This window comes from Bacteroides faecis MAJ27 (genome assembly GCF_900106755.1).
Lineage (GTDB): Bacteria > Bacteroidota > Bacteroidia > Bacteroidales > Bacteroidaceae > Bacteroides > Bacteroides faecis.
In genome coordinates, this window is sequence record NZ_FNNN01000048.1 from 1 (window position 1) to 15,841 (window position 15,841).

Genomic DNA, 15,841 nt, shown 5'->3' on the forward strand with positions numbered 1-15,841 from the left:
CTAAAGTTAAGTTCTTCATTGTTTCACGTTTTAAATTCACGCAAAACTAGGAAGAACTTTCAGAGGGGGAAATACGGGGTTTGCTGAATGCTTACGCTTGAATAATTCAATGAGTTTCGGAAACCATTGCGAAAAAGTCAATGTGTCCGGCTGTTGTTTCCAGATATGCTTCTTTACCACAGACAAGGCTTCGTTCCAGCAAGTACAGAAGCTTTTGGCAACTCCATTATAAATGATCTTTTCGTCAAAGTCCACTTTTACAGATTGTTCCGATTTAGAAACAGTGGCATTCTGTTTTTCAATACATTCTTTTAGCTCGTTGATACTTTGACGCAAATTCGCAAGATTTGCAGCTACTACATCTTCTTTCATTATCTTCTACGTTTTGAGGGTTTATAGAAAGGTTCGTTTCTTGGGTTATCCTTATCTTTATCATCTCGCCATCCTTGTTCACTGTTGGTTCCTCCACCCCCACCAGAAGTTATGGCTTGATGAGGTTGAATAATCAGTTCCGCAGCTATATCACCCAACATAGTGCAAAGGTTGTTGAAACTCAAATCACGGTCAAGTTTAGAGCCAGCAATGCTAAATTCATCCATACAAAAGGATATACCACGAATTTTGTCAGAATTCTCAGCATGATTAAATCGCATATCTATACCCTGACCTTTGAGAATACTAAGAAAATCATTCCAAGAACGAGAATTTGCCCGTGCGTCAAGCACTGAGGAACGAAGGGTATACTTCCGTAATTGGTGAGGACGCAAACGGTTTTTATTTCTGGCTTTACTATTTTTAGGGGCAAAGTAAAGTCCATACTCTTTAGTCAAAGCACGACAAACTTTTGCGTTACGTATTCTTTCATTGCTGTCAGAAATAAGATTGCCTTCATTGTCTATCCGATTGAATACCAAATGGCAATGAGGATGTTTCGTGTCGTGATGCCGGGCTATAATATATTGAGTATTACGAATCCCCATTTGTTCCATCCATTTCTTGGCAATCTCCACCATCAACGCATCCCCTTCTTCATCATCGGGAAAACGGCTAATGTCTTGCGAAGAAAAAGCAAGTGATACATGTTTCACCGGACTTTTTACTTTCGGGCGCATGGATGCTTGTATCTGAAAAGAATCGGCTATGGCTTTATTGTTAATGGCACAGACTCCTTCGTGCGCCAAGAGTGTGACACTTTTTTTCTTGTTCTTTTGGTCATTGGCGTAATTCACAATTCCACCAAAATCTGCTCTTGTTTTAATCTTCGCTATCATGGCAGTTATTCTTTACTTGAGTGATAATTCTACTGACTTCTGATATGATTGAGAAGCATTGTTGTTTGACTGCTTCCAAGCCAGAAGTGTGCATCTGGTGGGCAATCTGATTGACATTATTGGCGATACCGGAAAGGTCACGAATAGCCGATACCATTTCAGGACTGATGCGTTGACAGACTTGACAATCCATTGCCGCCTGATGGCAAAATTCATTGACAGACATTCCAGCCTGTTCCGCTTTGGATTGGATATAAATGTAGTCGTTCTCGGTAAACATTACCCGAAAACATTTCGTGCGTTTCAGATAACTCGGCAACTTTGGGCGACCACCAAGTTTCTTTTCCTTCATACTTATCTTAACTTTGATGTTCATATATTGATTTTTTGAGAGTGGCAGTTCTATCCGCTTGCCGCATAGGTTTTAGTGACACTAAAACACAAACTTGCCACTCAAAAAATCTTCCTATATTTCCCTTGTTCTATTCGGCTTAGTTTGCCATCTTTGATAAAGGCTTCTATCCACTTATTTGCCGTACTTCCATTCTCGCCCAAAGTTAAAACCGCCGCATCATAATCTTTCTTTGTGAAAGTGTCAGGCAACATATTATAAAGGGCATTCCTTCGTGCATAAACGCCTGTCTCCAGCGTAGCGGTATTGAATCGTTTAGACTGATTTCCTGACATATTCTGATAAACGAATACGGCATGATAAAGCAGGGTGTCGCAAATACTCATGGCTATAGAATAGTCAAACTCATGGCAAATCAATTGTACAGTTTCGTCCGAAGAAGATGATTCGTGAAACACATTCTCCAAATGTCGGACAGCGGTCAACACCATCATTATACGATAAGCAATCAGTCCCATCTGTCTGACTACTCCTTGCATCCTGTTATCCACTTCGTCACAACATTCCTCATTCACTCGACTGAGGTATTCTATAAAGTGTTCCTGTAAATCGGAGGGAAGAGAAAAAGAATAATTACCCTGCCGTACAAATTCCTCATGCAGATGGCAGAACTTATCTCCCAACAGTTTGAACATAGCATTCTTGGATTGAGAAATGTCGCTTGTGGCAAACACATTTCTTATGCCACGTTTGAAGCGGATAATATAGAAACAAAAGCGGCTCATCAATCCGTTCTCCGCATCAGGTATCAACCTTCTTACCTGTTCGGGAGTTCCAGCCAAAGCGACTGACACTCTCGGATTGGTTACTTCGCAATACTCCCTGTCCTTGCACCGACTCAAACTGACCAACTCATGGTGAAATGCCTTTCGCAACACATCGGAGTAATTACCGTAGTCCGATTTCAATGTCTGGCTCAACGTGTCGCCCTCCGATTCAAACAGCAGCCCGATTCCGTCATTATCTCCCAATATTTTCAAAAAAGAACTTGCGCTGCTATTGGCAGGAATAACAAGCATACGCATGGGCGGCTCGACTGGCATAGTCATTCCATCAATTTTCTTACCTTTAATATATGTGTTCATTGCTTCTTTATATTCCTGTTCCAATCGTTTGGAAAGTTCATGCAAATGGCAGTTGATGGGGGCTACCAACTCTCGGCATAAGGTCAATGCTCCTTTTCCCATACCGGCATCCGCTACCACGAACAGATAGAGATTCGGATAAACAATACGCTCATCGTACACTCCACAAACATTATGAAAGCATACCGACAAACATACAATAGCCCCAATCAATATTGTATCACGGTCATCTACCGAAATGGAGTTATTGACAACCTCATTTAGAAAAGGAGGAAGGTGTTCAAACACACATTCAGGAAATGCAGGAAGTTCTTCCTCTGATTTTATCCATTTACCCATTTTACCATTTTGGATATTTGGCAAAATGGATAAACGCTCTTTATTGAACGAAGCCAATAAGATTCCGGCTTGATTTGCCAAATGGAAGAAAGAACGGATAGTAATGCCTTGTCCTTTGGATTGCAGACAATGCGTATATTGTTTGTCCGTTTCTTCCCTTTGATAGGTTGGGTAAAACCGACTGATGCGATGGTAATACTCCCGACCTTTTTCTCCCAATCCATCCACAAGCGCAAAGCCCAACTCCACCCAATCTTTATAACCGGGTGCTATATCAATGGCATGTTGTTCTATCTCCCGGACAACACTCTCCACATCTTCCTCTACCTTATTATATATAGGGGCAATACTTGGCGTATGTATTTGCCGTATTTCAGAAGGGACATTCTCCCAATCTTGGGCGGAAAATATTTTCTTCGACATCATCTTTGTATTTAGGGTTAATATATGCTTGTGGGTCGTAGGGTAAGAAGCATGAGCGAGCCACATCACTGCCGGACATATCCACTAATGGCAAACCTGTCGCTTTGATACAGTTGGTAACAGCCTTGAAGTACCGGGAATGTTCCCAGCCTTTCAAATCAATAGGTATTATCCACTTCAATCCATTACCGGATGGACTGACAAATAACAGTTCCGTATCAAAATACTCATGGTTGAGTAGTTGCTGCTTCAACTCCCCAATGTCCTCCACATGGTCGAAATCCAAACACATCAATCCTGAGTGCATAATCAGTTCCTTCTCATTACGCTTGCGGAATAACCCCGAAAAAGTGCAATAGTCAAAATGAGTGGCTTTGTATCTTTTTGCTTCGGGAGAAGATTGCATCGAACGCAGGGTTTCGGTTTGCGGTTGCGCATAATGCCCGATGATATAACGATATACATCCACAATGCCTACAGCCCTTATCGGTTCGATGTTTTGAATGGGCTTGCGAAAGAATGAAAAACAATAGTCTGTTGTTTCCATCATCTGATAACCTTTTTAGATTCGACAAATCGTCTGGCTTCTTCCATCAAGCCATCTTGTGTCTTATGCGATTTGTTCTTCAACCAGTCATCAATTTCCGATTGTAAGAAAGCCAAAGCCTTATTTATCTTATGTACGGGAATCTGTTTGGCTGATACCCATCCTAAACCGTTTGCTTGGCTGGATGCGATGGCAGATAAGCACAAAGTTCGTCTATATCCATCCATTTGGGTGAGTTACTTGCCTGCTTATGTTGCAAGGCATTTACTTTAGTTTGTAGTGCTTCTACGGACTCAATCAGGTAGGACAACGCATTCGGCATTTCCTCCAACGAATTTACTTTATAAGCCATTTTTTCTTCGTGTTAAAATTGATGCCGCAAAAGTATAGGGATGTTTATGAGTGCTAAATAGGTGCTTGAAAGCCACCTATCTACCGCTCATATACCACTGACAGATTTAAGTTTCATTAATACGGAAATTTATTGGAAGCCATAATAAAAGGGGAATAAACAACCATTTAGGCTGACACCTTCCTTACCAAAAGCCTCTATACAACAAAATACCCCTCAAAAAGCCGATGCTTTATGAGGGGTAAATGGTGGTAAGTATGTGATTGGCATTACATAAGCCGTTGGTGCTCAATGGTGGAAGTCTCCACTACGACCTATAAATCCAAATTGTCTATATGCAGTGTATTGGCGGCTTTCTCCTTTTGTTCGTTTACAAGATGCGTATAAATCTGCGTGGTTTTGACGTTAGTATGTCCCATCAAAGATTTGATTGTGTATATGTCAACACCATTTTCCAGCAACAACGAAGCGTAGCTATGTCGTGTACAATGGAAGGTAATGTGCTTCTTGATACCGGATGCTTCTATCCAGACTTTCAGAGGCCGAGAAATCCAAGAAGCATCAGTCAATCCTTCAAAAACGAGAGCTTCGTCATTGCTTGGGCGTTCACCGCATAATTGAAGTGCTTGTTGAATGGCTGGCTTGTAATCCGGTCTTTTTGTCTTTTGCTGAATCACGACTGCTTGCCATGTGCCCTTGCTTGTTTGCTGAATTTGTTTCCATTTCAAAGATTGAATATCACTGTGCCGTAATCCTGTGAGAATAGAGAACAAGAACGCACGTTTCAAGACATCATCCTTGCAAGGAGTATCAACCAACATTTGTACCTCATTCATGGTAAGTGCAACACGAGGCTTCTCTATGTTGATGATTCCTTTTACTTTTGCACTTATATCAACTGTAAGGTATTCATCAATAAATGCCTGTTTCAATCCGGCTTTGAGTATGGAGAAATAGGTTGATGCCGTATTTTGTGAGATAGTACCTTTCTTATTTCCTCCCATTAGAGCGCGGAGAAGGAACATCTTAATATCTTCAAGCAGTTTAACGGAAATCTCCTTGAATGGAATTGGTTGCCCTTGCGAATACATTTTCAACAGTTCGCCTACACGCCTCCAGTTGACTATAATCGAATCGGAACTGTTGGGATGCCGTTTGCTGATGATACTATTGAAGTACTTGATGAAGTCCTGTTCGCTCCGTTCATTCTGCGCAGCGATTTCGTTTTCCTTATCAGTGTAAAGGATGGCACTGTCATATTCATGTTGCCGCAACTTACGGACATTGTCAGCATAGATACAAGCCTCTTGGTCTATCGTTGAACGGCATTGAATTATTCCATTCAAATCACGCTTGGGTTTGTAGTTGAATGTTCCATCCGGCAAGATACGTGCTATAGACGACTTATCCCAAATGGGTGTGGATATAGTTCGGTTAATGGATTCCACCACACGGCTTGCCCGTTTAGAACCTCGTTTGTACACTGGATATGATTCTATAATCAAATACCACTCTTCTTTATAATTTGACCTTCTGAGCTTGACGGTCACTTTGGTGTTAGGTAATGCTTTCTTCATAATGACTTATATAATTTATCAATTTCAGATTTGGGAACATAAACATAGTTACCGATTTGGCGTGTAGGAATAGAATGACGGTGTATGTGCTTAAAGACACTGCTGTCATTGATATGGAATTTCTTGGCAATCTCTCCGATAGCATAACAGTCTTTGGGTTCAAAGGACAATGCTTCCTTTTTTCTCTTTCTACTCCCTGCCTTTGTTTTGAAGTGTTCATCCATATACTGCCGACTAAGGCGTATCAGACGCTGGCCAGAATTGTATGACGGTATCAAGCCTTGCCGTATCATACGATAAAGTACATCTTTACTAATACCGTAAATCATCATAGCTTCCTTTACGGTTAGATACCCTTTGCTGGATGGTATTCGTCTAATCAGTGCTTGGCGTATCGCTTCTTTCTCTTTTGCGATTTGTCTTTTCTTATATGCTCTCTTGGAACAAGTAGGGCAACAATACTTCGACACTAATGTCGGAGGAGTAAAGATTTTACCGCACTCCTCGCAACTTCTTTGAATGGTGTAATTTCCTCTTGGCATATTCTTCTCGTTTTAAATGGTTTATATCAATTTAAGTTGTACCTTATCGCCAAATAAGACGTGTCGCAAATATGTCGCAAATAAGAGATAAAAAAGCCCATAGAAAACACATAGAAACCATGAACCCTATAAACGCAAAAAGCGTGCAACTCATTGAGCTGCACGCTTTTGCTTATTGTTTATTATCTGTATCCTTATCGGAATCATTTGACCTCCTCGAAGTCAGCATCCTGAACGTTATCGCCATGCTTGCTATTATCCTGACCAGCATTCTGACCTGCATTCATATCAGGACCAGCCTGTGTACCACCTTGGGCACCCTGTTGTGCATACATTTCAGCACTTGCAGCCTGGAACGCAGTATTGATTTCTGCCATAGCCGTATCAATAGCAGCCAAATCCTGAGCCTTGTGAGCATCTTTCAGTTTCTGCAAAGCAGCTTCAATCGGAGCTTTTTTATCAGCAGGCAACTTATCACCTAATTCTTTCAGCTGATTTTCTGTCTGGAAGATTACACTGTCAGCCTGATTCAACTTATCAATCTTTTCACGTTCTTTCTTGTCTGCTTCTGCATTAGCTTCAGCTTCAGCCTTCATCTTTTCGATTTCTTCCTTGCTCAAACCGCTGGAAGCTTCGATACGGATTGCCTGTTCCTTACCTGTAGCCTTATCCTTAGCAGATACCTTCAAGATACCATTCGCATCGATATCAAATGTAACCTCAATCTGAGGAACACCACGACGAGCCGGAGCGATACCTGACAAGTTGAACTGGCCAATTGACTTATTCTGAGCAGCCATCGGACGTTCTCCCTGCAATACATGAATCGTTACTTCACTCTGATTATCAGCAGCAGTAGAGAATGTTTCACTCTTACGAGCCGGAATTGTAGTGTTAGCATCGATTAACTTCGTCATTACACCACCCAATGTTTCGATACCCATTGACAACGGAGTAACATCCAACAATACTACACCCTTGATTTCATCTGTCAAAACAGCACCCTGTACAGCAGCACCGACAGCTACTACTTCATCCGGGTTCACGCCTTTAGAAGGAGTCTTTCCGAAGAAATCTTCTACCAGTTTCTGTACAGCAGGGATACGAGAAGAACCACCCACAAGGATTACTTCATCAATGTCAGAGTTGCTCAAACCAGCATCGCTCATTGCTTTCTTACATGGTTCCAGACAAGCCTGAATCAATCCGTGAGCCAATGATTCGAATTTTGCACGAGTCAGAGTCTTAACCAAGTGCTTAGGTACACCATTTACCGGCATAATGTACGGCAAGTTGATTTCTGTGCTTGTTGAAGAAGAAAGTTCAATCTTAGCTTTTTCTGCAGCTTCTTTCAGACGTTGTAAAGCCATCGGGTCCTGGGTCAGGTCAGCGCCTTCGTCATTTTTGAATTCCTGTACCAACCAATTGATGATTACCTGGTCAAAGTCATCACCACCCAAGTGAGTATCACCATTAGTAGAAAGAACTTCAAATACACCACCACCAAATTCAAGGATAGAGATATCAAATGTACCACCACCAAGGTCGAATACGGCAATCTTCATATCTTTGTGAGCCTTATCCAGACCGTAAGCAAGAGCTGCGGCAGTCGGTTCGTTTACAATACGTTTTACTTCCAGACCTGCAATTTGTCCGGCTTCTTTAGTAGCCTGACGTTGAGAGTCAGAGAAATATGCAGGAACAGTGATGACTGCTTCTGTAACTTCTTGTCCCAGATAGTCTTCAGCAGTCTTCTTCATTTTCTGAAGAATCATTGCAGAGATTTCCTGCGGAGTATACAGACGTCCGTCAATATCAACACGCGGAGTGTTGTTATCACCTTTCACTACTTTATAAGGAACACGTTCAACTTCTTTTTGTACCTGATCCCAATTTTCACCCATGAAACGTTTGATTGAGAAGATCGTACGTGTAGGATTAGTAATAGCCTGACGCTTAGCAGGATCACCTACCTTACGTTCGCCACCATCTACAAAAGCAACTACAGAAGGAGTTGTACGCTTACCTTCGCTGTTTGCAATTACTACAGGTTCGTTGCCTTCGAATACGGCAACACAAGAGTTTGTTGTTCCTAAGTCAATTCCAATAATTTTTCCCATGATCGTTATTCTTTTTATTTATTATTATTCAATTTCTTTTTGTCCGGTTGTTTTCTTTCTCTTTGTAAGAGCTTTCAAACGGACGCTTATTAAAAAACAAACCATGTGCCAAAAAGAAATCAGACGGATACATGACATATTTTCTGCCAAAACGACAGTTTCAAATCTAAATTACTGCTGGCAGAGTCATACAGAAGCCGGGCAGCAACTGCTTCTTTAAACAAATGGAAACGGCTCTGGTTCAATAAAGAAAACGAATTCATCAGAAAGGAATAAAAAAATATGCCTATGTCGTCATGTGCGACACAGGCATACCTATATTATATAATATACTCTCAGTATTACTTTTCAAGAACCATCACCAACGCATTGTTCGCATCGTACAGACCAATGCCGCCACCGGACAGTTTATCAAATGACTTCACTTCATTCAAAGCTTTCAAAACCTTGCTTTCCACTTCCATATCGGGACAAGCTATCATTGTACTTGCTACTCCCGGGAAAGAGATTGATTTGGCATTGCTCGTACTGGTTTCAAAACCGCCGTTGATCAGGTTGCATCCTGCATTGCCATGAATTGTTTTCTTTTTCACGTCAAAAGCAATAAAAGGCTGCTTCTCCATTCCCGAAGGAATTGCTTCACCATTTACTTCTTTAATCTTCCATTCTCCGTTCAATACAGAAAGTTTCACATCAGCCTCCTTTTTTTCAAGAACAACAACCGGACGATTGGAATCGTTGCACAAATACATCTTATCTTTACCGGCTTTCTTATAACCTTTCACCTGTGCCAGAGCCCCCAGTACATTTCTCTCGGTAGTCATATCCGGACACATCATTTTGGTGCCGGCTATTCCTTTAAAGTCAATGCTACCCGGCTTTGCATTTACGTCAAAGCTACCCATCATACGGTTACATCCACTGTTGCCCGACAGTCTGCCGGTTGCAGTATCAAAAGTAATAAAGGGAAGGTTTCTGCTTTCGCCCGGAGTTACTTTCGAGCCGTTAACTTCTATAATATTCCATTCGCCATTGATAGAAGACAAAGGGATTGCCTTCTCTACAGAGCGGCATGAAAACATTGCAAGTACTGTGCTGGCAATGCAAATTGAAACAAATACTTTTTTCATTTTGTTATAACGTTTAAGTTAAATCGTGGGCAAAGATATCAAAAAGATTGGAATATTCCATCTTATGCGATATAAAATACATACATTTGCCATTAGTTATAAAACAAACAATAGATTACAAAGTTCACCAAAAGTAAAAAAATATGAGAGTAACAGCCTTATTCTTTATTTTATTGTGTTGTAGTATATCCTATACCACAGCTCAAAACGATTATCTTGTCGCAACTTCTCCGAGTCAGGAAATTTCTTCCAGTAAAGAAGAATTATTCATTAAAGAGAACTTTCCCCTACAACTTCTTTGTAAATGGGCGCCGGGAATGAAATTCATGTTCGTCCCCTCCCAACGTGACATGTTTCTCCCCACACTTTCGGTATACGACACAGAAAAGGGTACCGACAACAGTTCACTGAAACATAAGATTCTCACCTTTGCCGGTACTGAAGAAAAAATTCAAGAATTATCAAATAGCACCAGCTATACCACCCGATTTATCTTCGAGTGCGAAGGAGGAAAGTATTATTATGAGATAAAAAACGTACGCCTGGAAGAAATATGTGAAAAAAATCCTCGTGCATATATCAATGGATTGGTTTATCTGAAGGACGTAGATACCGCTAAAGAACTGCTGACTGGAAAAAAGATATATATTCAATCCGATATGGCACGAGTGGACGATGCCAACAGTTATTCCGGTTACCGGGAAGTTCCCATTCCCGTCAACACGGAAGCAATCGTTACTGCAATAGGAGTCGGCAGTCAAGCATATCCTGTGAAAATTGTATTTCAAGACTCACAAGAGCGCTCCTATTATCTGGAAGTTGCTCTCTCACGCACCAATTCGGGTATGGACGTAAATGATTTTCAAGCAGAAAAGAAAATGAGATACTTCTCTAATGCCATTAGTTTCAGTAATAAAAAGTCGGGGAATCTGGAGGCATTGAAAGACAGATACATGGACTTGACTGTCTACCCCAAACAAACATTAACCGTCAAAAGAATATTCGGTCTTGAAAGTAAGCAGATGGAGGCTCGTGTACATTTGCCGCGCTATACTGTTTTGAAAATAAAAGAAATAACCACCTCCTCTCCCGGCAGTCTGGCCATTTTATCGTTGGAAGACCAGCAAGGGGCACTTTATATAACAGAAGTTGACCTAAAATACGATGTGATCGTTAAAAACGAGAACTATATTGAAGACCTTTTCGGTTTCGGGGATATGAAGCAGAAATATCCGGCTATCACCGAAGAACGCTGGAAAATCATTGCACGAGGCGAGCTGGAAGAAGGCATGAGTGCCGATGAATGCCGCCTGTCGATAGGCAATCCGGTTGACATACAACTGAAAAAAGACAGCCGTTTTGAAACCTGGTTCTACAACGGAAGAACACTGGAATTTGAAAATGGTACCTTGCAACGTTTCAAATAAAAAGGAGTACCGACGCTATGATTATCTGAAAATAATCACGTATATTTGCCAAACTAACGATTCTAAAATCTTAATTTTTGATTTATAATATATTAATTAAAAGAAATGGGTAGAGTTCTTATTATCGGTGCAGGCGGTGTTGGTACTGTCGTAGCACACAAAGTGGCACAAAATGCCGATGTATTCACAGACATCATGATTGCCAGCCGTACAAAGGAGAAATGCGATAATATCGTCAAAGCTATAGGCAATCCCAATATAAAAACGGCTAAAGTCGATGCTGACAATGTAGACGAACTGGTAGCTTTATTCAATGACTTTAAACCGGAAATGGTGATTAACGTTGCTCTTCCTTATCAGGACCTTACCATAATGGAGGCCTGTCTGAAAGCAGGAGTCAATTATCTGGATACCGCAAATTACGAGCCGAAAGATGAAGCTCATTTTGAATACAGCTGGCAATGGGCCTACCACGACCGCTTCAAAGAAGCCGGTCTGACAGCTATCCTTGGTTGCGGATTCGACCCGGGAGTCAGCGGCATCTATACTGCCTATGCAGCAAAGCATTACTTCGATGAAATTCAGTATCTGGACATTGTGGACTGTAATGCCGGTAATCATCATAAAGCATTTGCTACAAACTTCAATCCGGAAATAAACATCCGCGAAATTACCCAAAACGGACGTTATTATGAAAACGGACAATGGGTAACAACCGGTCCGTTGGAAATTCATAAGGACCTGACTTATCCAAACATCGGTCCGCGTGATTCTTATCTTCTTTATCATGAAGAACTGGAATCATTGGTAAAACACTTCCCGACAATCAAACGCGCACGTTTCTGGATGACTTTCGGACAAGAGTATCTGACTCATTTACGTGTCATCCAAAATATAGGTATGGCCCGTATCGACGAAGTTGACTATAACGGAACGAAAATCGTACCATTGCAATTCCTGAAAGCCGTATTGCCCAATCCGCAGGATTTGGGTGAGAACTACGAAGGAGAAACTTCTATCGGCTGCCGTATTCGTGGTATCAAAGACGGAAAAGAACGTACTTATTACGTATACAACAACTGCAGTCATCAGGAAGCTTACAAAGAAACTGGTATGCAGGGTGTAAGCTATACCACCGGAGTTCCGGCAATGATCGGTGCAATGATGTTCTTCAAAGGCGAATGGAAACGTCCGGGTGTGAACAATGTAGAAGAATTCAATCCGGACCCATTTATGGAACAACTCAACAAACAAGGATTGCCTTGGCACGAAGTGTTCGATAAAGACCTGGAATTATAAAGAGATTGTTTAAAAAGAAAGTTTATGATTAACGTAGGAGATAAAGCACCGGAAATCTTAGGCACCAATGAAAAAGGTGAAGAGATCAGACTAAGTGCTTACCAAGGAAAGAAAATAGTGCTGTACTTCTATCCGAAAGACAGCACATCAGGTTGCACGGCACAAGCATGCAGCCTGCGCGACAACTATTCCGAACTGCGTAAGGCTGGTTATGAAGTAATCGGCGTCAGCGTAGACAACGAGAAGTCGCACCAGAAATTCATTGAAAAAAACAATCTTCCCTTCACACTGATAGCCGATACCGACAAGAAACTGGTAGAAGAATTTGGTGTATGGGGAGAAAAGAAACTGTATGGCCGTGCTTATATGGGAACCCTCCGTACGACCTTCCTGATCAACGAAGAAGGAATTGTAGAACGGATTATCACCCCGAAAGAAGTGAAAACCAAAGAACATGCCGCACAGATTTTGAATCAATAAATCCATCAATTAGAAGAATAAGGTATGGCAAAGAAAGACGAACTTAATTTTGAAACAGATAATAAAATGGCATCAAGCGAAAAACTAAAAGCCTTACAGGCCGCCATGGAAAAGATAGAAAAAAACTTCGGTAAAGGTTCTATCATGAAAATGGGCGATGATAGTGTTGAACAAGTAGAAGTGATTCCTACCGGCTCCATTGCTTTAAATGTAGCACTCGGCGTAGGTGGGTATCCCCGGGGAAGAATCATCGAAATCTATGGTCCGGAATCTTCCGGTAAAACGACATTGGCTATCCATGCCATTGCCGAAGCGCAAAAAGCCGGTGGTATCGCAGCTTTCATTGACGCTGAGCATGCTTTCGACCGTTTCTATGCAGCGAAACTAGGTGTGGATGTGGATAATCTCTGGATTTCCCAACCAGACAACGGTGAACAGGCTTTGGAAATAGCCGAGCAACTAATCCGTTCTTCCGCTATTGATATCATTGTAATTGACTCTGTTGCAGCATTAACCCCAAAAGCAGAAATTGAAGGTGACATGGGTGACAACAAAGTAGGTCTACAGGCACGCCTGATGTCACAGGCTTTGCGTAAATTGACCGGTACAGTCAGCAAGACACGTACGACTTGTATCTTTATCAATCAACTTCGTGAAAAAATTGGTGTTATGTTTGGTAATCCGGAAACAACAACAGGTGGTAACGCATTGAAATTCTATGCTTCTGTACGTATAGATATCCGTGGCAGCCAGCCAATCAAGGATGGTGAAGAAGTGCTTGGTAAGTTAACCAAAGTGAAAGTAGTAAAGAACAAAGTAGCACCTCCTTTCCGCAAAGCTGAATTCGACATTATGTTTGGTGAAGGTATCTCCCACTCCGGAGAAATCATCGACTTGGGTGCCGAATTGGGAATTATCAAGAAGAGTGGTTCATGGTATAGCTACAATGATACTAAACTAGGTCAAGGACGTGATGCAGCCAAAGTTTGTATCAAAGATAATCCGGAACTGGCAGAAGAACTGGAAGGACTGATCTTCGAAGAACTGAAGAAAAAATAATCCGGGGCTCTTAAAACGGATACTAAAAATAAAAGTGGAGGAATCACCGTATGAACCGATATTCCTCCACTTTTTTATGCTATATTACTCTCTATTTGTCTACGGCTTTACACAAAGTAAATGTAAGCCAATGTGCTCAAACTAATTACTACCCAAAGTAGTACTCCTTGAATCAGAGGTTTGACTCCGACATTTTTCAATACATCGATAGAAAGAGAAGCACCGATAAAGAACATTGTAATAGTCAGTGTTTTGCGGGCAATTCCATTGATAGCTGCGCCTAAAGCCGATACTCCGTCAAGCAAATAGGTATTTACTACCATTGCCAGGATAAAGAAAAAGATAAACCAAGGAATACTAATTTTCTGTCCTTTGCTCTTAAATATAAAGGAAGTGGCGAAGGCTATCGGAATAATCCAAAGCGCACGAGTCAGCTTAATAGTAGTAGCCACCTTCAAAGCTTCCTCACCATAGGCAGCACCGGCTCCTACTACGGAACTCGTATCATGAATAGCAATAGCCGCCCATGTACCAAATTCATGCTGACTCATATTTAATGCGTGACCGATCATCGGGAAAATAAACAGTGCGATAGCATTTAAAACGAAGATTGTGCCCAATGCAACAGACATTTCACTGTCCTTAGCTTTCAGCACCGGTCCTACTGCTGCAATAGCACTACCACCACAAATAGCAGTTCCCGAACTGATGAGATAAGAAGTATTCCGGTCGATCTTAAAGAGTTTGCGTCCGATGAACCAACCAATCAATAAGGTACCCACTACCGAAATAACGGTAAACTCCATACCTTCTTTGCCGGAAGCCAGAGCTGAATGAAGATTCATCCCAAATCCTAAGCCAACAACTGAATATTGCAATAAATATTTGGAAGTCTTTTTATTAAATTTCGGATGAGCCTGTCCACAGGTCAACGCAAAAATCAGTCCCAAAAATAAAGCAACCGGAGGAGTAACCCATGCCGACCAAGCCTGTAGCCCCGGAATATAATCTAAAAACAGAAAGAAAGTCAAAGTAGAAAGCAGTGCGACATAAATTGTCTTGTTGTTTGCCTGCAACGTTTTTGTAGCTGTTGAAATCATATTTTTATCTTTAATTATTTTTCTGGGCACAAAAGTACGGCAAACAATCAAGACAGACTAATCGTTTCTAATTATGAGTTATAACTTTTAGTTATAAGAAGAGGGGAATCACTTTTCAATTCTATACCGTCACAATATCTTTTCCAAAAGGAGACAATGCCAAAGCCGCCAATTTGAAGTGTTGTAAACCAAAGGGAATACCAATAATAGTGATACACAAAATTGCTCCAAAAACTAAATGTGACAGACAAATCCAAATGCCTCCCAAGAATATCCATAAAATATTCATTAATACATAAAGGCAGCCACCGGAACGCTGTCCACTCCTCACTTCTTTCCCAAAAGGCCATAAAGCAAGCCCGGCCAACTTTAATGTCTGTATGCCAAAAGGGATACCGATAATGGTAATCATCATCAGCAAACTTGAAATAAGATATTCCACTGCGGTAAAAATTCCACCTAGCAATAGCCACAATAAATTCATCAAACAGCCCATATTATAGTAATATCTAATTATTTTTACTTTCAACTAAGATAAAAACAAAGATAAAGAAGAAATATGAGAATTGAATACAATTATAAGAGGGACTATCCATCTGATTGTGTAAATAGAAAACTACGGGATTTTTCTCGTAGTTTTTTTATTTATGTATTAACTTTGTAAAAATCAGATTTAAT

Annotated in this window: 14 protein-coding genes and 2 pseudogenes; 4 read left to right on the forward strand and 12 right to left on the reverse strand. The window is 41.0% G+C overall.

The annotated features are described in order from the left end of the window. Positions 1–90 precede the first annotated feature (90 nt). From BLW31_RS22925 to BLW31_RS22975, 10 genes and pseudogenes are all read right to left on the reverse strand, one after another. A pseudogene (locus BLW31_RS22925) lies at positions 91–372 on the reverse strand (hypothetical protein); the annotation flags it as partial. Further along, the gene (locus BLW31_RS22930; RefSeq protein WP_010537269.1) at positions 372–1,271 is read right to left on the reverse strand and encodes a relaxase/mobilization nuclease domain-containing protein; all 900 of its coding nucleotides are present in this window, start codon (positions 1,269–1,271) and stop codon (positions 372–374) included. The pseudogene BLW31_RS22925 and the gene BLW31_RS22930, both read right to left, overlap by 1 nt. Beyond that, positions 1,255–1,623: a MobC family plasmid mobilization relaxosome protein gene (locus tag BLW31_RS22935; protein WP_029425431.1), complete on the reverse strand. Its 369-nt coding sequence runs from the start codon at positions 1,621–1,623 to the stop codon at positions 1,255–1,257. Before BLW31_RS22935 ends, BLW31_RS22930 begins: the two co-directional genes overlap by 17 nt. Before the next feature lie 101 nt (positions 1,624–1,724). After that, entirely contained in the window at positions 1,725–3,530 is a 1,806-nt protein-coding gene (locus BLW31_RS22940) for a DUF3987 domain-containing protein (RefSeq protein WP_010537267.1), read from the reverse strand. Then, positions 3,481–4,080, reverse strand: coding sequence for a BT4734/BF3469 family protein (locus tag BLW31_RS22945; RefSeq protein ID WP_010537266.1), 600 nt, complete (start codon positions 4,078–4,080; stop codon positions 3,481–3,483). Before BLW31_RS22945 ends, BLW31_RS22940 begins: the two co-directional genes overlap by 50 nt. Next, positions 4,077–4,429: pseudogene (locus BLW31_RS22950) on the reverse strand (helix-turn-helix domain-containing protein). Before BLW31_RS22950 ends, BLW31_RS22945 begins: the two are co-directional and overlap by 4 nt. Positions 4,430–4,743: 314 nt before the next feature. Further along, positions 4,744–6,006, reverse strand: a complete 1,263-nt coding sequence (locus BLW31_RS22955; RefSeq protein WP_010537263.1) for a site-specific integrase — start codon at positions 6,004–6,006, stop codon at positions 4,744–4,746. Beyond that, complete coding sequence (locus BLW31_RS22960) at positions 6,003–6,548, reverse strand: helix-turn-helix domain-containing protein (protein WP_010537262.1); 546 nt, start codon at positions 6,546–6,548, stop codon at positions 6,003–6,005. Before BLW31_RS22960 ends, BLW31_RS22955 begins: the two co-directional genes overlap by 4 nt. Positions 6,549–6,751: 203 nt before the next feature. Beyond that, positions 6,752–8,668 carry a molecular chaperone DnaK gene (gene dnaK / locus BLW31_RS22970; RefSeq protein ID WP_010537261.1) on the reverse strand — a complete coding sequence of 639 codons (1,917 nt, stop codon included), beginning with the start codon at positions 8,666–8,668 and terminating at the stop codon, positions 6,752–6,754. A gap of 341 nt (positions 8,669–9,009) precedes the next feature. Beyond that, entirely contained in the window at positions 9,010–9,798 is a 789-nt protein-coding gene (locus BLW31_RS22975; protein WP_010537260.1) for an META domain-containing protein, read from the reverse strand. Between the two features lie 143 nt (positions 9,799–9,941). Between BLW31_RS22975 and BLW31_RS22980 the strand changes: the two genes are divergently transcribed. The 4 genes from BLW31_RS22980 to recA all read left to right on the forward strand — a co-directional run bounded on the left by BLW31_RS22980 (position 9,942) and on the right by recA (position 14,063). Continuing rightward, a complete protein-coding gene (locus tag BLW31_RS22980; protein WP_010537259.1) occupies positions 9,942–11,225 on the forward strand; it encodes a hypothetical protein in 1,284 nt (427 codons plus the stop codon). Positions 11,226–11,330: 105 nt separating this feature from the next. Further along, positions 11,331–12,524, forward strand: a complete 1,194-nt coding sequence (locus BLW31_RS22985; protein WP_010537258.1) for a saccharopine dehydrogenase family protein — start codon at positions 11,331–11,333, stop codon at positions 12,522–12,524. A gap of 24 nt (positions 12,525–12,548) precedes the next feature. Continuing rightward, positions 12,549–13,004 carry a thioredoxin-dependent thiol peroxidase gene (bcp, locus tag BLW31_RS22990; protein ID WP_010537257.1) on the forward strand — a complete coding sequence of 152 codons (456 nt, stop codon included), beginning with the start codon at positions 12,549–12,551 and terminating at the stop codon, positions 13,002–13,004. 24 nt (positions 13,005–13,028) lie between these two features. Next, positions 13,029–14,063 (forward strand): recombinase RecA, encoded by a 1,035-nt coding sequence (recA, locus tag BLW31_RS22995; RefSeq protein WP_010537256.1) that lies wholly within the window; start codon positions 13,029–13,031, stop codon positions 14,061–14,063. Positions 14,064–14,170: 107 nt separating this feature from the next. On the opposite strand, the gene BLW31_RS23000 is transcribed toward recA, so the two are convergent. After that, complete coding sequence (locus BLW31_RS23000; protein WP_010537255.1) at positions 14,171–15,163, reverse strand: YeiH family protein; 993 nt, start codon at positions 15,161–15,163, stop codon at positions 14,171–14,173. Positions 15,164–15,284: 121 nt separating this feature from the next. Then, on the reverse strand, positions 15,285–15,659 hold the full coding sequence (locus BLW31_RS23005) for a YccF domain-containing protein (protein ID WP_010537254.1): 375 nt from the start codon (positions 15,657–15,659) through the stop codon (positions 15,285–15,287). Positions 15,660–15,841 lie beyond the last annotated feature (182 nt).